This is a genomic window from Sulfitobacter sp. CB2047, assembly GCF_000735125.2.
Classification (GTDB): domain Bacteria; phylum Pseudomonadota; class Alphaproteobacteria; order Rhodobacterales; family Rhodobacteraceae; genus Sulfitobacter; species Sulfitobacter pontiacus.
Map to the genome: position 1 here is coordinate 59,398 of NZ_CP072616.1, position 18,170 is coordinate 77,567.

16 protein-coding genes are annotated in these 18,170 nt (G+C 50.6%); 10 read left to right on the forward strand and 6 right to left on the reverse strand.

The window, feature by feature from the left end; all coding sequences use genetic code 11:
- Positions 1 to 209: 209 nt before the first annotated feature.
- Entirely contained in the window at positions 210 to 1,997 is a 1,788-nt protein-coding gene (locus IV89_RS17995) for a hypothetical protein (RefSeq protein ID WP_146152954.1), read from the forward strand.
- 263 nt (positions 1,998 to 2,260) lie between these two features.
- On the opposite strand, the gene IV89_RS18000 is transcribed toward IV89_RS17995, so the two are convergent.
- From IV89_RS18000 to IV89_RS18010, 3 genes are all read right to left on the reverse strand, one after another.
- Positions 2,261 to 3,076: a PKD domain-containing protein gene (locus IV89_RS18000; RefSeq protein WP_037945193.1), complete on the reverse strand. Its 816-nt coding sequence runs from the start codon at positions 3,074 to 3,076 to the stop codon at positions 2,261 to 2,263.
- A gap of 77 nt (positions 3,077 to 3,153) precedes the next feature.
- Entirely contained in the window at positions 3,154 to 4,911 is a 1,758-nt protein-coding gene (locus IV89_RS18005; protein WP_081858811.1) for a phospholipase D-like domain-containing protein, read from the reverse strand.
- A 152-nt stretch (positions 4,912 to 5,063) separates the two neighbouring features.
- A protein-coding gene (locus tag IV89_RS18010) for an IS3 family transposase (protein ID WP_107277717.1) occupies positions 5,064 to 6,193 on the reverse strand; the annotation gives its coding sequence in 2 pieces (ribosomal slippage) (positions 5,064 to 5,959 and positions 5,959 to 6,193; 1,131 coding nt in all).
- A gap of 409 nt (positions 6,194 to 6,602) precedes the next feature.
- Here IV89_RS18010 and IV89_RS18015 point away from each other — a divergent pair.
- The 5 genes from IV89_RS18015 (at position 6,603) to IV89_RS18035 (ending at position 10,623) form a co-directional block, all read left to right on the forward strand.
- Positions 6,603 to 7,655, forward strand: a complete 1,053-nt coding sequence (locus IV89_RS18015; protein ID WP_037945186.1) for a hypothetical protein — start codon at positions 6,603 to 6,605, stop codon at positions 7,653 to 7,655.
- Entirely contained in the window at positions 7,652 to 8,170 is a 519-nt protein-coding gene (locus IV89_RS18020; RefSeq protein ID WP_037945184.1) for a GIY-YIG nuclease family protein, read from the forward strand. The genes IV89_RS18015 and IV89_RS18020 overlap by 4 nt, the downstream gene beginning before the upstream one ends.
- Positions 8,171 to 8,604: 434 nt before the next feature.
- On the forward strand, positions 8,605 to 8,922 hold the full coding sequence (locus IV89_RS18025; protein ID WP_037945182.1) for a type II toxin-antitoxin system MqsR family toxin: 318 nt from the start codon (positions 8,605 to 8,607) through the stop codon (positions 8,920 to 8,922).
- A complete protein-coding gene (locus IV89_RS18030; protein ID WP_037945180.1) occupies positions 8,915 to 9,352 on the forward strand; it encodes a type II toxin-antitoxin system MqsA family antitoxin in 438 nt (145 codons plus the stop codon). Before IV89_RS18025 ends, IV89_RS18030 begins: the two co-directional genes overlap by 8 nt.
- Positions 9,353 to 9,363: 11 nt before the next feature.
- A complete protein-coding gene (locus IV89_RS18035) occupies positions 9,364 to 10,623 on the forward strand; it encodes a Swt1 family HEPN domain-containing protein (RefSeq protein WP_037945178.1) in 1,260 nt (419 codons plus the stop codon).
- Positions 10,624 to 10,988: 365 nt separating this feature from the next.
- Here the strand turns inward: IV89_RS18035 and IV89_RS18040 are convergent, their stop codons facing one another.
- Complete coding sequence (locus tag IV89_RS18040) at positions 10,989 to 11,894, reverse strand: hypothetical protein (RefSeq protein ID WP_235183820.1); 906 nt, start codon at positions 11,892 to 11,894, stop codon at positions 10,989 to 10,991.
- A 3-nt stretch (positions 11,895 to 11,897) separates the two neighbouring features.
- On the reverse strand, positions 11,898 to 12,140 hold the full coding sequence (locus tag IV89_RS18045; RefSeq protein WP_146152953.1) for a hypothetical protein: 243 nt from the start codon (positions 12,138 to 12,140) through the stop codon (positions 11,898 to 11,900).
- A 374-nt stretch (positions 12,141 to 12,514) separates the two neighbouring features.
- On the opposite strand from IV89_RS18045, the gene IV89_RS18050 reads away from it, so the two are divergent.
- Positions 12,515 to 12,895, forward strand: coding sequence for a mCpol domain-containing protein (locus tag IV89_RS18050; protein ID WP_081858810.1), 381 nt, complete (start codon positions 12,515 to 12,517; stop codon positions 12,893 to 12,895).
- Positions 12,883 to 13,497, forward strand: coding sequence for a hypothetical protein (locus IV89_RS18055; RefSeq protein ID WP_037945177.1), 615 nt, complete (start codon positions 12,883 to 12,885; stop codon positions 13,495 to 13,497). The genes IV89_RS18050 and IV89_RS18055 overlap by 13 nt, the downstream gene beginning before the upstream one ends.
- 17 nt (positions 13,498 to 13,514) lie before the next feature.
- Here IV89_RS18055 and IV89_RS18060 read toward each other — a convergent pair whose 3' ends face one another.
- The gene (locus IV89_RS18060) at positions 13,515 to 14,312 is read right to left on the reverse strand and encodes a hypothetical protein (RefSeq protein ID WP_037945176.1); all 798 of its coding nucleotides are present in this window, start codon (positions 14,310 to 14,312) and stop codon (positions 13,515 to 13,517) included.
- Between the two features lie 165 nt (positions 14,313 to 14,477).
- Here IV89_RS18060 and IV89_RS18065 point away from each other — a divergent pair, with 165 nt between their 5' ends.
- A complete protein-coding gene (locus IV89_RS18065) occupies positions 14,478 to 15,761 on the forward strand; it encodes a cyclic GMP-AMP synthase DncV-like nucleotidyltransferase (protein WP_037945175.1) in 1,284 nt (427 codons plus the stop codon).
- Entirely contained in the window at positions 15,715 to 17,541 is a 1,827-nt protein-coding gene (locus IV89_RS18070) for a ThiF family adenylyltransferase (RefSeq protein ID WP_081858809.1), read from the forward strand. Before IV89_RS18065 ends, IV89_RS18070 begins: the two co-directional genes overlap by 47 nt.
- Positions 17,542 to 18,170 lie beyond the last annotated feature (629 nt).

Here is an 18,170-nt window from a genome sequence, read left to right on the forward strand (position 1 = left end):
AGATTAAGCCGCGCATCGCGCACTGATCAAGCGTAGCCAGCAACTAAAATGGAATTTTTCCCCATTAAATCAACATATTGCAGGAACAACGCTTGTTTGCTTTGTGGCTGTTTATTCTCTTGCTGCAATGCAATATGGATAAACTCTTGTTTAAGTTATAGTAGTTGTTTCAATTGCTATTTTGATTAGTCGATGATGGGATCAGTATTTTGAAGGAAAACGAGGGCTTTGCTCCTTATCTATGTGAGAGCTGGAACAGCATCTCATATTTCTGCATTTCATATGCGGCAGTATTGCGGATTGTTGTTGATACTGTCGCTCAGACCCATCCTGACATTTATTGCGCAGCGCGCATTCCCGCGCACCTTGATAGCAAAGAGATGCCACTCGCTTCGGTCCTTCCGGAAGTTGCACAGAATTGCAAAATAATCTCCACCAATCCCACCTTCATCTGGGGTGATGCCCTGGACATCCATTTTGTGCCCCAAGAGGGGTTCACCCAACTTAAGATTAACAACGAAGAAGAGCGCCGGGTCGCAACCTTCTTTAATGCGGTCACACAGGGGTTGGTGGATTATTTGATAGATGTGGTCTTTGCAGGTGATCGTATCAAATTCTCTGAAAGCCCGTTTGAATTCCTTCATGTCTTGGCCAAAAGAATTAAGCCTGCGTCAGAATTGAACAAAAGTCTCCGCACTGTGTCGGTCACGTTGCGCAAACAGACGCTCAATATCTTGAACGAATATGAACCCAAGGTTGGCGCACAGGGAGATCTCAAAACGTTGAGTTTTGAGAAACTCAACTTTCGCCATGGGGCCAAAAACACGCAAGTGGTGCATCGGACATGCAGAAGATTGTTTACGTTGTTCCTAGCTCATGTTGAGGAGTGGTTTAAGAGGACCTATAAAACGGACGGATTTTTTTATCCGTCATTGCCTGGCGTACGAATTTATCAACCCGCACTGCAGATGGGTTTGACCAGCGCATTGGCGTACCTCAAAGACAGCCAGTCCGACCACACAGGGTTTTTTAGTATTGTGAGAGAAGCGCGCGGTTCGGTTACCAACCGTGATCACGATATGAACCTCTTGGTCCGGGATCTTCTTTGGATCCGACCCCGGGAAGTCGACGAAGCGAGTTTCGTATTGGATGAAACGATCCATCAACTGCCTCATCAAGAAAAGAACGGCGCCGAGGATCATGGTTCGCGCATCGGCTACTATTACAGCGCCATTGACGGCTTGGTTTACGAGGTCAAGCGAGTGGTCGTTCGATCAAACATCATGATGATTGACGCTCTGGCGATCCTTGAGAAGGACAAAGTCAGCAACGCTGATCGACCGCCAAAGTCGATGTGTCTTTATCTTCCTTTGATCGATAACGAAGACCTCGACTTCACGATGGGCACTTTGATGGGCGGCACAGCGACCAACACGCGAACGGGTGGATGGTCCGTTGTCGCTATTCGACCACCATTGGAATCGATGGACTACGGCGTTGAGAGTCTGTTGGAAAAGAAATTCTGCATCTATGCCGACTCCTTGGCGCGTACCAAACGCAATAGCTACGATAAACTGATCAAAGTCTTTGCCAAATTCATTGAACAGACAGGATTAGTCGGGATCTTATATGCGCGTTCGTTTGAGCAAAGCGTACAAGATGAAACCCTTAAGAAATCCTCGCGTGAAGCGGCGAGTTCGTTTCGCAGCCTATTTAAGGTCATGCCGGACTACCGTAAGAATTGCCAAAAACTCTTGGACGAAATCGAAGCCCGGGTTTTCGATGGTGGCGAACCCGACCGGGCAATGTTCCGAAGCGTGACCATGGACCTTATCGAACAGCAGAACAGCTATGCGATTGCGCCACTCACAGTCTATAAAAGTGCGCTAGACGACTATGACGAAGAAGGTACGAAGCGAGCCGTCGAGGTGCTCTCAAGACTGGGCGTGACCATCCCAAGTTATCGCGAGTATGAGGATATCGTCGCGGGCTCTTAGCGAAGTACTAGTGATATCAGCAAGAACCGTCATCAACGACCAACATGGATAACTCCTATTTATCGTTGCCCATGTGTCTGCAACGCAGTCGCCGATACCTTAGCGCGCTTCACCAAAGACCGTCGGCTTACTGATCCGCTGTCGATAGACGATATCTCGGCCTAGGCCAGTGTTAAAGCCATTAGGTTTCACCGTAGCAAGTACGATCGTTTGAATATGAAGCGGGTTTTGTGCGCTGTTCACGCTCCAGATGCAGCAAAAGGCTATTCTTGCACGGCCGTTGTGTAGTCGGCAGGCGAGGTGAACCCTAGAAAGCCGGAGCCAGCCAGACCTTTTGACAAGCTTTGTTCCATCTCGCTGAACGGCACAACAAGCACTTGGCTGCCGTAGCTTTCGACTGCCGCAGCAATGACGTCCCTGACAGCCGGAGCGAACGGCGGGATCATGAACTTCGCACCGTTGAAAACATCTGTGTTGAGTGCGTCGACCCCGCCTTCAACAAATGGGATGGAAGCTGCATAGACTGGCACTTGCTTGTCTGGATCAAAAATAACGATAGGGCGCGATACGCCACGCTGAACTTCCTGCCAGTCAATCGCGGCAATGATGACACGATAGGCCTGATCAACAATCTCCTGATCGCGCCCTGCAAAGAGTACAACGCCGATGTACCCGTTTTCCAAAGACACGGTCACCGGAGATACCGCCGTCGCGCTGAGACCGGTATCATCCCTTACGTCGACCGATACAGAGAACGTACCTGGAACTTCAAACCGGCATGTCGCAATTTCCGCGTTGCCAGTTGATTGGCAGAATCCAACTGAGCTTTGATTGGCAGGATGGCCTCCGATACGCCAAGCATATTCTGTGATGCCGGACGCCACGGTAGAGATTGATCCAGCCGCACTGAACTGAATGCTTTCTCCGGCTGCGACAATGGCGACATTCGGAGAGATGGCCGCGACCGGCGGGACTGCCGGAGAGGTCGCTTTACCAAGAATGAAGCCGCCAATGCCAAGAACTGCACCGACAACGACCCCTGCAATAATCTGACCGAGAATGGGATTGTCATCTGGCATGGTAATCGGTCCTTCTGCGCACAACAGGCTGTAAGCCGAGTTAGCTCTGGTGGTTTGATCGTTTTCCGCAATGTCGACTACGGTGATACACCAAACAGCTCACGACGCTTGGCACGGTAATTTTTGGAACGGAAGTGACCTGCAACCCAGCTGTCATCTTCCTTCAAGAAACGGATGTCGGGATCGCTCTGGCCATTGCGAGCTTTACGGTTTGCCACTTGTCTAAAGTAAAAATGGTTCAAGAGCCGGAAGAACTCAGTGGTGTAGACATCCGCGACTTTAGTGTTGCCTCGGATGAGCAGCATGTTTTCATCGTTGCTCGAGAGTGACGCCGGGGAGAAATTGGCGGAGCCCGTGAAAATCTTCGGATCGTCGCTCAACACGTCAATGCCCATATATTTTGTGTGAACGAAGAACACGTGTCCTGACGAACGGTAGTGATGCTCTCGCCACATCCAATTTTCAAGTTTGAATCCGGGGACCTTTCTCCAGTGGCCGAGTGATCCCGTATATCCCAACCCTTGACCAAACACGACTCGGGTATCGCGATCACGTTCGATCATTTCCTGAGCACCCGTTCCACGGCTGCGTTGTTCCATGAGAATGTAGCGCAGATAGTCTTTGTCGTTGTCAAAGTACTTCGCCAAACGTGTGGTCACACCGAAGGCCGAGGTCAGCATGACAGTCTGATCTGCGCCTTCAATTTGGCTCCCATACCAATCTAATTCACTCGATCCTGAGCGCGGAGAGAAAAGCGGGGTAACAGAATTGACGGGTAGCTCTTCTGGTGGCTCGGGAGTGGTGCTTTCGGTAAAGGCCCTCATCTCCTCACGTGGTGCATCACGAGCTAAGAGTTCGAAATAGTTTGCATAGATCTGTGCAAGGGCAGGGTCTCGTACAATATGACCCGTATTGCTTTGCCCGCAAAAACCTGACGACGAGATATTTGTCGAACCGGTCCAAATTTGAGCTGGGTTGCCGTTTTCCTTAAGCAACATGAATTTGTTATGCGTCAGTGAAATGTGGTTGATACGCTCTTTGAAGTGAAGGTTCGCTCGCCCGCTGTAAGGAGCGATTGCGGCACGATTCATCACCCCGTATTTGGTTTCGACCCGTTGGTTTTCGCTGCGTTTGAACCAATCAGCTTCATACGTGACCTCGACAGTCGCTCCGCGCGCTGCCGCGGCAGCAAGTGCTTCTAAGATAGGCTGATATGTGAGCTCGTAAAAGCCGCAATGGAGCGAAAATCTTGCATCTGTTGCTTGAGCAATGAAACCGAGAGCGCCCTCCAATAACCCGCGTGACAACCATTTTGTGCGCTCTGCGTTGGGGTCATTCAACTCCGCCTTCAACGCGTCTTCAGAAAGCGTTTCATGGTTGTCGAACTTTTCTGCATAGGCTTGGCTGACGATTGCGCCACGGTTGAAGAGCACCGAGTGATCGCTGCCAGCTTCGTCCTCCGTCTTGATAGAGACGGTGAGATCAGAGGCTGCACAGAGTTGGGACAAATCTCCGTTTTGAGGCCTAAACATTGGACGTACCGTATAGTGATACTCGGTGTCAGGTTCGGCCCAATAGTGACCCCATCGAAAGTCCTGGACGGGATGTGCAACGGTACTGAAGCGTTGCGCACGCTCAGGATCAGCTTCCAAGGACTTGAAGCACTTGAAACCGTTTAGCCACCGAATAGGGTCAGTCAGGTCTTTCTGAACACCAATACCAAATCCAAGGAAGTCATTGAGGTTTGTTTCATCGGCATTCATCGCGAGCATGACGGCGCGAGTTCCCGAAATAGCACGAACTGAAAAGTCACCAACTCTTGAAATTCGACGCATTTAAATCCCCAAACCAATACAATTAGGTTGAGCTTAGGCTAGGTTGATTGCTCTCGTCAAAGGCGAAGCATAGAACGCTTCGCTATCGTATTTCTATAATCACTACTCGTACCTTGGTCTTGTCACGCTTACGTTCCGGCCTCTCAACTTATTTAGGCAGCCTTTCGTTCGAAGGCCAAGGGGCTTTTGCCACCTAACGACGAATGCCGCCGTCGTGGATTATAGAACCCATTGATATATTGGAATATCGCCCCCTCGGCTTGGCGTCTGGTTTCCCAGCGGTTCCGCCAGATCAGCTCTGCCTTGATGGATTTGAAGAACGTTTCCACCATGGAATTATCGTAGCAATTTCCTTTTCCACTCATCGATACTTTGAATCCATGCTTCGAAAGACGCTTCTGATAGTCATGTGAACAGTATTGCGACCCGCGATCCGTATGATGAATGCAGCCCTTCGGTGGTTGCCGTAGGGCCACTGCCATATCCAGCGCTCGGATCGCCAAGTCGCGTTTCATCCGGTTGCTGACAGCCCAACCAATGACGCGCCGGGAATACAGATCGAAGATGACGGCCAGATACAACCACCCTTCACTGGTCCAGATATAGGATATGTCGCCCGCCCATTTTTGGTTCGGACCATCCACAGAGAAATCCTGATCCAGTAGATTGGGCGCAATGTTGAGTGTGTGGTTGCTGTCAGTCGTGGCCTTGTATTTTTGGGTTCTGATGATCTTGATGTCGTTCTTACGCATCAAACGACCTATGCGTCGGTGTCCGACCTTCAGTCCCAGCTCCTGCAGCTCTTCGGTCATACGAGGCCGACCATAGCTTTGCAGGCTCAAGCGGAGTTGTTCGCGGACATGTACCAAGATCACCATATCATCGCGCTGCCTGCGGCTCATTGGACGGCTTCGCCATGCACGAAACCCCCGCGATGTGACCTGCATGATGCGGCAGAGAAATTCCACAGACCAAACTTCTTTCCAGGCATCTATGAAAGCAAACCTCATCGGCTTTGGCCCGCAAAGAAGATTGCCGCCTTTTTTAGCACTTCCCTCTCCTCGCGCAGCAGCCGGACTTCCTTGCGAAGGCGTTCATTCTCCTTTTCGACGTCCTCGTGCGGACCCGACATCAGATCGTCATACTGATGCTTCTGAACCCACTTGTTCAAAGTCGAAAGACCCACGCCCAAATCTGATGAAACATGCGGTCGTGTTAAGCCGCTTGTAACCGCAATGCGCACTGCATCACGCCGAAACTCGTCTGTGTATCTCGTTGCCATTCTTAATCTCCTTCATAGCAAACATTGCTCGAAAGAGACCGGAACTAAACCGTGACAAGACCACCTAAGGTCCGCCCGAACGCCGAGCGAGCGATCGTCACCGAATGGCGAAGAACGCGCCAGCGTGCTTCGGGAGCGAAAGCGAGTAGAGCGCGGTCGAAACGGCGCGCCCGGATCAGTTGAGACGAGATTGTCAAAATCGCTTGTTTTTAAGACGCAACAGCGGCAAAAATTGACGCAACAACGAGACCTGCTTCTGATTTGTCCAAGTCACGTTTGAAACGAAGATGAATAGAACGGCGAAATACACGTCGTGAAGAATGGAAACAGAATTTCCGACTATCTGTTTTAGAACATACACAATTTAAGATCGACACCTGCAAAAACAATTGAGAACTGGATTGAAGATATGAAACTGATCAGAAATGCGAAAATCTTAATCGTTGGCGCCATGTTAGCGACAGGTCTTTGCATACCGGCAATGGCCCAAGTTGTTGTTGAAGGAACTTTTACGGCCGAAAAAACCTGCGCCGCCAACAAACGACTGACCAGCGATAATCCCGGTGACGTGATGACTGAGATTGGGCGAGAGTATTCAGTTGTCGGTAAAAATAGGGATGACGCATCTCACTACCTCATCGTGGTTCCAGGCGCGCAGCAAACGGAGCGCCGTTGGGTTGATGTGGCTTGTGGCGTCGCCGAGTTAACGGTGGGAGCCACTGATGGAGATACCTCTGGAGCACAGACTGTTGAGCCTGATTCCATCGAGAATGTCTTAGCGGCGAGCTGGCAACCAACCTTTTGTGCCACTGAGCGCGGCCAATCCAAGGCGGAATGCCAAAGCCAGACGCCGGATCGACCCGACGCCAGACAGTTCTCGATCCATGGTCTCTGGCCCGATGATCTCGACGACACAAATATCTTCCCTTGCTACTGCGATGCAGGACCTGCGGTGTCCTGTCGACGTAGGCTGCCGAATGTGTCTGACATGAGTATATCGATGTCGGTCAAAGAGAGGTTGGATGTGTTGATGCCCGGCACACAATCTGGCCTGGACCTTCACGAATGGTCAAAACACGGCACATGCTACGAAGATTTCAACACAGGCGCGGACCAAGGGTCGGACCCGGATGAGTATTTCTTGGATACGATTGTCGTGATCGAACAACTGAATGCCAGCGGCGTGGGTGCGCTCTTTGAGCGTCGCATCGGTCAAGTGATTACATTCGATGAACTCAAAGCCGCATTCGACAGCGCTTTTGGACCTGGTTCAGGAGAGCGTGTAGTAATGAACTGTCAGCGCATCAATGGAGAAAACGCCATATCGGAACTGTGGATTGGCCTTGGTGGCGAGATTAGAGAAGACAGTGATTTGGCGACACTGATACTGGCAGCCCCGACGACTGAGACCTCCAGTACGAGAACATCCTGTCAGAGTGGCGTGGTCCTGGAAGTGCAATGACAATCTACTTTATCGCTGAGCTTTCAGAAGATAACCTGATTGATCCGTTGAGGATCAAAATCGGGCGTTCAATAGATGTGAAACGGCGTATGTCCAACCTTCAAACTGGCAACCCTGATGAATTGGCCTTGATGGGTGTCATCAACACGCACAACATTGCCGAAGACAAAGTCGTCGAGAAGGGCCTCCATGACAAATATGGCTCAAACAGGCTGACGCGAGAATGGTTTTTATTGTCCTCAGGTGATGTGATTAATGCGCTGAAGGCGCATTCATCCAATGCTTTCATTACCGTTGGCTCTGATCCGTTTGAGATTATCTCATATGACCGCGATGCAATCCCTGAATTTACCAGTCCCTGGGCATGGGGCGATATTGAGATATGGGACTTTTGCCCCTGCTGTGGTTGGGCCGGGGGGTGGTCATACAACGAGAATTACGGTGGTGAGCGGTGTTTGAGCTGTTGTGCAAATGAGGTCGATTTCGATCAAAGCCATCTTTACGAAGTACACTGAGAAACACCGCTTATGAACTTGGAGACAAATTGGTCTTTCTAACTCCGTTGGTTCGATAATGGGTCCCATTATCGTTACCGTGACAGGGGGCGGATTTCGACCCATACAAAAGCTGTGATGGACAGCCTGGACACCTCAACAGGAGTCCAACATTTCCCGCTTCGACTACAAAGCCTTCGTCACGCCGCGCAGCGATGAGCACGACCTCAGCCATCACACTCTGCGGGCCAAAGCATTTTTACGTCCAATCCCAAATACGTAAGTTGGCCTACATTAACTGCGCCGGTTTGGGCTGTAGCCAACATAAGGCTCCCAATGATATGCTCCCTAAGAGTCTATCCAGAACTCCTCCGCGGTGACTCCAATTGCATTTTCTGCAAAACACCATAATGGTGCTCTTGAAAAAACACCATAATGGTGCTATGTGAGGTCTCGTGACTGAAAAACGCAAACCGACATATGATCTGGATGCTATCAAATCGACCTTCAGCGCCGCAAAGGGCCTCAATGCAACAGGCTCAGCTATTCGTTCGGCAGCAGCGCTTGGATTTAGCAGTACTGAGATCGTGGATGTCATCCAGGCGATCGAGCGGAGCGATTTTCAGAAATCAATGACGTCCTACGCTGATCATCGTGTCTGGCAGGATGTTTACTATGTGCCCTCTGACGTGGGCGACCTTTATGTGAAGTTCACTGCAGATGTAGTGAGCGAGTTTTTATTGTTGTCCTTCAAGGAGAAAGACAATGGCTGATACAGTTGAAGTTCATCCGGTCTGCCCCGAAACTGGTGCACCCATGCATCGTGACACGAGGCCGATGACGATTGCCTACAAGGGCGAGTCCACCACGTTCGACATGCCGGGCTGGTATTGCAATGAAAGTGACGAAAGTATTCATGACGGATTAGACATGAAAGTGTCTGATCGTGCCCTGACTGAGCTGAAGGCCAAGGTTGAAGGTCGTCTGGCACCCAAGGTGGTCAGACGCATCCGCAAACGCCTAAAGCTGACACAGAAGGATGCTGGGCGGCTCATTGGCGGTGGCCCAAATGCTTTCCAAAAGTATGAAAGCGGCGACATCCTTGTCAGCCATGCGGTTACAAGTGCCTTGCTGTTGTTGGATCGGGACCCAAGTGGGCTTGAAGTGCTCCAACACAAGGACAAGGCGACCCACGCCGCCTGACTGGACAAGATATGACTTCGGACGTTTTTCGAAAACTGATCCAGGATCAGGAACGGCTGCGCAAATTGACTAACCCTTTGGGGGACCTGGACAAGCTCGCCAATCCTATAGGCATCACCTTGGCAAACCTGACTGCCGAGAGAGAAGCCGTCAAAGCAATTCGGCAGCAAACAGAGCAACAGAAAATGCTCGCCGATATCTATGGGTCATCGTCATTCAGCGGAATTTTCGAAGACGCTGAGAAGCATCGCAAAATGCTTGAGGGACCACTCGTCGAGGCGCGCCGGATCGGTCTCCTTGATCCGCAGTCGGACCTCCGAAAGTCGATTGCGGCCGCGACGCAGGCGCAAAGCCTATATGAGAACGCATTTCGATTGCCGGCTAAGACCGAACTTGCCGAACTGATCGAGCAAGCCACTCAGGCCTCGTCAATCGCCGCAACCTTAGACGAGGACCTCAGGGGCACCAACGCGCTACGAGCCGCAATGGAAAGCATGACGCGTCCGTGGCTCCATCTGGAGCACGCCACATCGTCCACGAATGCGTTCGCCGGACTTGTTTCCATCGGTCAGAATATATCCCGGCTGAGGCCATTTGAGCCTTCTTTAGTCGACCAGTTGAGACCAAATCTTGGTGACTGGCGAGATCCGATCACTTTTGCCGAAAAGCCCTTGATCAACCCGCTCTCCCGCTTGGAATTATATCGGGAGCGCGGCGTCGATCCGACTTTAACCGAGTTCACGGTAACGGCCTTCCATGAAGGCGCGTCGATCGCTGGACTTGAGTCAAGGGAAAACAATGAACACACCGACGCGTCGAATGAGACCGTGGATGATGGCGATGAATTCGTCCGAGCAGAGAAAGCTTTCGCACAACTACGCCGATTTGAGGTCGCTGTTCGCAACTTCATCGTCGAGGTAATGGAGGACGCATTTGGAGCGCATTGGATGAAACGGCAACTGCCAAAGGACATGCGCGACAAATGGGCCGACAAACGTCAGGCAGAGATTGATGCAGGTCGAGAACCCCGATCATTGATCGAGTACGCCGATTTCTCTGATTACAGGATGATCATTGAGCGCAGCGACAATTGGAAGACCGCGTTCAAACACGTTTTCCGGCGCCCTGAGGATATCCGGGAGTCCTTTCAGAGATTGAATCCTGTCCGTATTGCGACCATGCACTCTCGCATTGTAACTCTGGACGACGAGTTGCTGCTCATGGTTGAAACCACCCGCGTGCTAAAAGCGATCCGCTCCAGATCAAGTTGAACGGCTTGCCACTTTGCTTTTCGCCGCTTTGATCAGCGTGAGCATTTGACGCTCCGTGCGAGTCGATTCGATACTCCTCCCATTTTCGGTACCGAACCAGGACCTACGTTCGGAAGGACATCCGGCTCGAATTACTAGCCCATATAGTAACCTAAGTTCTGAACACATTGAACCTTATGCGAATTTTATCAAATGGTAAAATTTCAGCTACCCTACTGTAAAGACATGACCAGCAACTGGTGACTCAAATTTTAGCCTCCCCGTCTAGAACACCGGCATCAATCGCTCATCTCTCTTCTCAATGAATCGCCACAAAGGGCCGCGTACGTTTCCGACCCGGCCCTCCTCTGCGGTATCTTTAGGTGCTACTTGCTGCCTCGATCTACGTCTTGCCCAGCATAAGCGTCCAGCATCATCTTGGTGTATTCTAGAGTGCTGAAGGTGTGCTCCCCCAAACCAGGCCATGCAAATGGTAGCTTTCTCCAAGCCATCGACTGTTCCAATTCAATTCCGAGAAGCTCGGCCACAGCCAATGCCTGAATGGGATCTTTAGTTTCTGGCCACAGATCCTCATCAAACGTAATCCACACGTCGTTGTTGTCTTCGTCGACGTCGATATCTGCAAACAATGCACCCAAGCGCTCGCTGGCGTTTGCCGCATCTTCAACCAATGCGCTGCGGATCAGCAAAGTTATATTCTCTTCGTCAAGTCTCAGCTGAAGTCTTGTATCCTGGATATCAATTGTTGGTTCAGTACTTTGCCCGCTGTCCGAGATGCGTGTTGGCATGGGTTGAGCATCTCCGTCACCTAACCAAAAGGCGCTTTCAAAGATATCAAGCGGAGACGCCTTGCAATCTGGGCAATGCCAGAGGCTATCGGCGATCTGGCGACCAGTGATCGCAGAGTTGCAGTGTAAGCAGAACCAACTGTCCGAGTCCGAACCGAACAAGGGGTGTCGCACCCTGCCCTGTGCATCTGGTTTAGTAGAACGCCGCGGCCAGTCTGTTGCTATACCCGCGCGGACTTGTTCGGAGCGTGTCGCCGCAATCTGCAATGCCTTTTTCAGAAATGCCGGATTATGGATTGGGTTTGAATTGTCGCTTTGCTCTGCAATTTTCACCCGAGGTGGCGCGTTGGGAGCTTCCCCGACGTAGATACTCCAGCCGTCCCCCATCAGATAGACATCGCCTAGGGACTCTACGATTCGAAACGTATGATCATCGATTTTCCCTTCTTCAGCAGGTTCATCGCTGGTCAGGCCCAAAACCATGGCTTAACGCTTGGAGTGCTTCACCTCATAGGTGGGAAGCGTCTGACTGAGAAAAGCTTGAACCGTCTCAATGTGTTTAGAAGTCGGTTGCCAGTCCTTTTTGCTGGCACTTACTAGTGCGTTCCAGTGCGGGAATTTCAGTTCAGCTGCAACTAAGTCGAGTGCGCGATGCTGCGGCAACGTCCTTGCACGTGCGTATCGTTTCGCGAGGGCCTTAAGAGTATGAAGTGAATTGGTAGGTTTCATGATCCATGTCCATTTTGGATCCGAGAAGGTGCCCGCTGCTCATCAGACCCTGCCAATGGCATGATGTCCAAAAAGAAAATAATACGGCGTTGCTTGGCTTCGCATGACGGGCACACCGGCCTACGCTTAAGGCCGACCTTATTGTTGACGGTAATCTAAGCTAGGTCAAGCGGCCATTAACGGACGTCGATTTATACAGTTATGCTGCATCGCAGTTCGCTGGAATTTACCGTTGAATAGCCAATAAAAACCCCGAGCAAGTTGGCAATCACTGCAAAAGGTAATTCAGTGCTGATAGAGGTAACAGTGCTGGTCGAACATACGTCGAAAGGTTATTGGGAATAATCTGGTATGTGAATTAAGTGGAGGGATAGATGTCTTTTGTTACGATCGACGGTGACGACATAGGTCGGCGGTTGGCCGCGTGCTATCTTTCGAACGACATCAAAGCCCTAGAAGCTACAAGGGAACTTGTTGATCTCAAGACTCACCAAATTTCGAATTTGCTAACCGACCTTGGTTACCGCGTATTATTTTGCGCAGCAGATGGTGTGACTGCTCATTCAAACGACAATATTGTCGATGACATGCGCCTGTATCAAAGCATCGAAAATATTGCTGGTCTCGAACTTGCATTTTCAGTTGGAGTTGGCGAAACATTGAGAGAAGCATACGTCGCTCTCCTTTTTGCCAAGAGCACAGGAAAAGCACGGCTTTGCAACTTTAGTTCTATGGAAACCGAATGTTTAGAGTAGTCAACTTTACCTACCTGTTGCGCTACGTCGCCATCTTGACGACTTTCCTGAGCATTCTGGCTTATATAGGCGTAGAGCATCTTATGCAAAATGATGTTCCGATTATTCGCCTACTTAGCGTTGCGCCTTGGGTCGTGATGTTAGTAGTCCTCGCTATTACAACTAACACCACATCAAGAGTCATTTGGAAAATTCTTAGGGCCTTCAACTCGTCTCTTTACCCTGACCTGAATGGTGCTTGGGAGGGTGAAATCACTTTGGAAAGTGGAGTGAAAATTCCCGCGAGAGCGGTAATCCGACAAAATCTCATACAGGCTCAAATTGACCTACATACCGAAACATCAAAATCCACTACGCTAGAAACTACGCCTGTAATTGATGCAGGACAGTATAAATTATATTACACGTATCGCTCGACCCCGTCCAATGTTGACTGGTCTCCATATACTGGCTCGACTATCTTGGATGTGCGCAATGCCGTCAAGAATGCTGACTGTGTGCTCGAGCTTTCGGGTTTCTACTATACCGACAGGAAGACCAATGGCAGGATAAGTTTGCGGCAAACGTCACCAAAGGCTGATGTCGACGTTTCTTATTACTAACTGATGCAATACTTGCATTAACGCTTCTTATCGGAACTCAGATCCGTTGAAACGTCAGTCTCTGAAGACAACCGTCCCTTTTCTTCAAGTGCGTAGTCTCTCAACGATTTCTTCGCGTCCTTAGACCTTGCCACTCTGCGCAACTGAAGACGACCGGCCGTATTTAGTCCCGTCACCCAGCTCCGCCTCGTCCAATAGACCCCGCTAAGCTCGTCAGGCGCCTGTGGCTCAAACAATACGTCCGCAGCACCCATATGCCGCTCCTCGTCTGTAACGGAGGGATCTTTGGTTTCTTGTTCGTAGACATACGCCAAATGGATGCGCGGGGTGTGTTGGCATTTCCAAGGCTTCGCGGTGATTGAGTATGAAGTTGCATCCTTCGAGCTCAAGCCTGTTTCAAGGCGAAGGCTGAATAGAGACGCTGTAATCTCCACTGCAATTGCATCATGACGCTCCAGAGTGTCGAAGAGCTCTAGCTTCGCAAGTCCACCTTTTCCTTCGGCGGAACTGACCATTTTTTCAATCGTGGGCCAATTAGAAGCTGTAGTTCCGACCCATACCCCGTTCAAATCGGGAAACGCGGTCTTGTTAAGAAACGGAAGACAGCGCCAAGTCAGTCGCCACGGAGACCACGTTGCCGTGAAACCGAAAAACACACCAAGAACTGTCAGCGCGATAATAGGAAGGGTGCGAATAACCAGTGTGTCAGAAATTGCCACGCCAAACCAATCCCCAAGATCATCAGCATATACGGCCATACAGACCAGCACCACCAGAGCTGTACTCAACGTTTTCCAAGGTAAGAGCGGGTACATGCTTTGTTCTCTTTCTTTAATTGACGATACAGGCCTTGGAACGTGAGGTTACACCCCCTATATAGGGTGTGGTTGAGACTCCCGCAACGCGACATCGTGTTATTTCACTCGGTATGATGGCAGTCTAATTTGTAATTATCCCCTCGGGAAAACGGAGTTAATGCCATGTCAATTAATGCACACAAATCTCTCAATGGATCTCATGAAAATGCTTACATAAAGCAACTCAAACTGCCGCAGCACCGAGAAGATGAATTGCGAGCTGTCCGTGATGAGCTTCGGGACGCGATCCGAACCGGCCTAAAGGACTGGACCGAACGGTTCCCTGTTAACCAGATCATAACCAAGGATGCAGAAATTGCCTTGATGCAGGAAGAAATTAGTGTCGCAGACGCGTTTGGCCGACCAAAGTTTCGCATGCAGGGAAGTTTTTCGTACTCCACTGTGAATGAACCCGCCAAAGGGAAAACGCCGGCACTTCAGATTGATTTGGATGACGGTATGTTCCTTCCAACTCGATATATTAGTCGAGATGGCGCGCTCGCGCCATCGGTGGCTGCTGAGGGTTATTTTCGTGCTGTAGAACAGCTCGTATCAGAAGTCTGCGATAAACATGGGTGGACGTTGAAAACAAAAACGTCATGTGTGCGTGTTGAAATTGACACCGAGGCACACGTAGATATCGCCCTATATGCTGTTCCGCAAAGTGATTTTGTAACTCTTGTGGAAACTGCACATGCGCAAAAGCGGGTGATGATGGACGGCCTCATGGAGCTTCGTGATGAAGAATTCGCAGATGAGATTTATGGAAGCCTGTCGGCCGACGAGATGCGTCTAGCATGTCGCGATGACGATGGACGGGGAAAGTGGATCCCATCAGATCCGCGTAAGCTTGAAGACTGGTTTAGGGACGCGGTACGGGAACATGGCGATCAAGTACGTTTCGTTTCTCGGTATGTTAAAGCATGGCGAGATGAGCAAGACTTGCCAGGGCTCGCCTCGATCGCGTTAATGTGGGCTGTTGTCCAAGTTTTTGATAATCACCAAGGCTACAAGCCATTTACCGGACGTGATGATCTTGCATTGTTGGCTGTTGCTCGCGCCCTACCCGGCCTACTGAGTGAAGCAATCCCAAACCCCGTTGTGGCTGGTGCCCGGCTTGATCAAAATTGGCAGGAATCCGACCGTCGAGCCTACGTTTCTGCAGCTGCTGACTTAGAAACAAAATTGAATGCGGCTCTGATTATGTCAAGCAATCCACAAGTCACGGTTCAACATATGCTAGACGCACTTGGTGAACGCTTTCCTACTGACACGAGCCTTCTGGTCGACGAAACCGTTGTGGCGAACGAAGCAATAGCTGCTCCTGCAACGCTGACTAGCGGCCTCTTGGAGACCAAGGATGACCGTCCTGCGGTCAAGCTTGATGGAGACGAACGCTACGCTTGATATTCCAGTCATGAACGATGCCATCGAGAAGGTAAGGCAGCTCGCTGAGGGCGCTTGGGGCGGCATGCGTTTATCGGGTGATGATCTCAGATCATTGCCTAAGGGGCCGTGGGCTGCAGGATGGCGATTTCGGCTTTCGGTCTTAAACGAACTCAAGGACTTGGATCTTGTTCTAGATGAGACCTTTCCTTGGTCTGCACCAAGACTTTACCTAAAGCGGCCACCAGCGCTTGGAACCTTTCCGCATCTTGAAGGGGATGGCTTTGTTTGCGTATTCCAGAGCCGAACACCAGTCGATCCTTCTGAGCCTGTTGGGATAGTCAGGGCATACTTAAATCAAGTATTATCTCTCGCGCATCAATGGTCAGATTCGGCATGGGTTAACGAAGAAATTGCTGGCGAATACCTATCTTATCTCGAACACGGAATGGCGTCTAAGCCGATACGATCGTTGGTTTCTCCCTTAGATTACCAGTCGTCAGTTGCATATGCTTGCAGAAGAAAATCTTGCACTTTGATGGCGGCAACAGAGTCAGATTTGTCGGCATGGCTGCACAACCTTTCAGGACAACCGCAGAGGCCCGTTAAGCTTGAGGAAGCGGTAATCTTGCGCTTTGCCGATTTACCTAGCCCGCAGTCCATACCTCGAAACGCCAAACAGCTCATAGACCTCGCAGAAGCACTGGGAGAACGGGAATTATTGGAAGAAAGGTTGATGGAAAAGCCTAAGCCAGTTCTAGTTGGTGTCGTACTTCCGACGGAGCCACACCCAACGATGATTGGCTACGACATCCCTGCTCCAAGATTGGAAACGCAGCGAGGCCAAAAACATGTGACGGCAGGTTTCAGGCCGCAGAAGATGTCCGCGGAGGTTCTTATCGCTCGCCGTGCAGGGGCCGGAATTAAGACCTCGCCTTTAGAAGTCGAACGAATTGATGCATCATGGATTCATGGTCGAGATCAAATTCCAGACGTTGATTTTCTTCGGGGAAAAAAGGTCACTATTGTCGGATGTGGATCGCTTGGATCAGGCGTCGCAGTACTTCTTGCGAAGGCAGGTGTTGGCAATCTGAACCTTGTTGATTCCGAGACGCTGCGAAGTGAGAACGTATCACGGCACGAATTGGGGGTCTCAAATATAGGAAAGCGTAAGGCCTCTGCATTGGCCGAACGCATTCGCACAGGTTTCCCCCATATCAGACATGTTGGTGCCTCTGGCAAGCGATGGCAGACAGTGGTCCAAGACCAGCCTGACCTGATCCTCGAAGCAGATCTACTCGTCGTTGCTATCGGCTCATGGAGCGACGAAGGCGAACTCGAAACTTGGCGTGTTGAACAGGATCAGCCGCTCCCTACTATCTTTGGGTGGTTGGAACCTCATGGTGTTGCAGCACATGCGGTATCACTCGCCGACAATGGTCCCTGCCTTGGTTGCGGGTTGACTGAATTTGGTCAGAGTCGCCTCAAAGTTACTGCATGGCTCGACGGATCAACGGTCCGGACACATCCAGCCTGCGGAGGAGCGTTCCAGCCGTACGGGGCAGCTCAACTTGCACATGGTCAAAGCTTGGTTGCCGACCTCAGCCTCGATTTTCTCATGGGCCGATCGGGGCACAGCCATCGAATATGGAGTGCGCCTGAACGCGTTGTTCAAGCCGTTGGAGGTTCTTGGACAAACGAATGGAAAGTCTTTACTGAGCAAACCTTTAAGCATGGTGGAGAGTTCGAACAGCAGTGGATCCGGAGACCAGAATGTCGCATCTGCGGGGGTAAATCTTGACTGTTTGGATTCACCATAGGCTTAGCATTAGTGTTCGCTTGCATTCGGAAGTTACAAGATATCTCAGCGAACAGCGCCAAATTCATCGAAGAGATACGGAAGCGGGCGGACCATTATTCTCAAACGTCCCAGGGCAAGACTTTGAGGTAGACTCATGTGCCGGCCCGTTTTCAAGAGACCGCAGGACGAGGCATGGATACATTCCGCATCGACCATCTGTCCAGGAAGAGATTGAGAGCCGGCATACAATCGGCCAACATTTTATAGGCACATGGCATACGCACCCATCATTACGCGCTACTGCATCTGAACCAGACGTCCGGTCTATCAGAAACCTCTTTGAGAAGTCAGTTCATGACCTCAATCTGTTTGTAATGATCATTGTTGGAACCGACCCGGTTCCATCGTCGTGGGAAGTATCGGCCTTCGGAAATTTCGGGCGCATCGTTCTTACGCCCACGGAGCATTTGACCCAACTCAACGGTGAAAAATGAAAGACGAAAACCGGAGATTTGCTGAAACGATATGGAGTAAACTCAACCGAAGCCAAGTATACTATATCGGCGGCTACTCGACACCCATATCGGTGATGCGGCATACAGCAAGTAGATTGATTGAGATGCTCGGAA

Bases quoted from the DNA above. Each gene is read 5' to 3' on its own strand.
- IV89_RS18000 (WP_037945193.1), bottom strand. From the start codon at position 3,076: ATGCCAGATGACAATCCCATTCTCGGTCAGATTATTGCAGGGGTCGTT.
- IV89_RS18005 (WP_081858811.1), bottom strand. From the start codon at position 4,911: ATGCGTCGAATTTCAAGAGTTGGTGACTTTTCAGTTCGTGCTATTTCG.
- IV89_RS18015 (WP_037945186.1), top strand. From the start codon at position 6,603: ATGAAACTGATCAGAAATGCGAAAATCTTAATCGTTGGCGCCATGTTA.
- IV89_RS18020 (WP_037945184.1), top strand. From the start codon at position 7,652: ATGACAATCTACTTTATCGCTGAGCTTTCAGAAGATAACCTGATTGAT.
- IV89_RS18030 (WP_037945180.1), top strand. From the start codon at position 8,915: ATGGCTGATACAGTTGAAGTTCATCCGGTCTGCCCCGAAACTGGTGCA.
- IV89_RS18035 (WP_037945178.1), top strand. From the start codon at position 9,364: ATGACTTCGGACGTTTTTCGAAAACTGATCCAGGATCAGGAACGGCTG.
- IV89_RS18040 (WP_235183820.1), bottom strand. From the start codon at position 11,894: ATGGTTTTGGGCCTGACCAGCGATGAACCTGCTGAAGAAGGGAAAATC.
- IV89_RS18045 (WP_146152953.1), bottom strand. From the start codon at position 12,140: ATGAAACCTACCAATTCACTTCATACTCTTAAGGCCCTCGCGAAACGA.
- IV89_RS18050 (WP_081858810.1), top strand. From the start codon at position 12,515: ATGTCTTTTGTTACGATCGACGGTGACGACATAGGTCGGCGGTTGGCC.
- IV89_RS18055 (WP_037945177.1), top strand. From the start codon at position 12,883: ATGTTTAGAGTAGTCAACTTTACCTACCTGTTGCGCTACGTCGCCATC.
- IV89_RS18060 (WP_037945176.1), bottom strand. From the start codon at position 14,312: ATGTACCCGCTCTTACCTTGGAAAACGTTGAGTACAGCTCTGGTGGTG.
- IV89_RS18065 (WP_037945175.1), top strand. From the start codon at position 14,478: ATGTCAATTAATGCACACAAATCTCTCAATGGATCTCATGAAAATGCT.
- IV89_RS18070 (WP_081858809.1), top strand. From the start codon at position 15,715: ATGACCGTCCTGCGGTCAAGCTTGATGGAGACGAACGCTACGCTTGAT.